This is a genomic window from Streptomyces aureocirculatus (assembly GCF_000720475.1).
GTDB lineage: Bacteria > Actinomycetota > Actinomycetes > Streptomycetales > Streptomycetaceae > Streptomyces > Streptomyces aureocirculatus.
Genome location: NZ_JOAP01000180.1, coordinates 1 through 294, shown reverse-complemented (window position 1 = coordinate 294; position 294 = coordinate 1). Strand labels below are relative to the sequence as shown.

The 294-nt window shown below is 65.6% G+C and carries 1 protein-coding gene; it reads left to right on the top strand.

The features are described 5' to 3' along the window. Positions 1-35: 35 nt before the first annotated feature. On the top strand, positions 36-294 hold a 259-nt coding region (locus IG78_RS0141265), incomplete at its 3' end, for an AMP-binding protein (protein ID WP_283936566.1).

The following is a 294-nucleotide window of genomic DNA, read 5'->3' as shown; positions in this document are numbered from 1 at the left end:
TGGTGTTCGGTGGGCGGTCGTGGACGTATCGGGAGGTGGATGAGGCGTCGTCGAGGCTTGCGCATCTGCTGGCTGGTCGTGGGGTGGTGGCCGGTGATGTGGTGGCGTTGTTGCTGCCGCGTTCGGAGCACACCGTGATCGCGATTCTGGCGGTGTTGAAGTTGGGTGCGGCCTATGTGCCGGTCGATGTGCACAACCCCGACGAGCGGGTGGCTTTCGTCCTTGAAGACGCGGCGCCGGTGGTAGTGGTGACTACCGGGGAGCTGTCGGAGCGGTTTGACGGCGGTGGGGTGG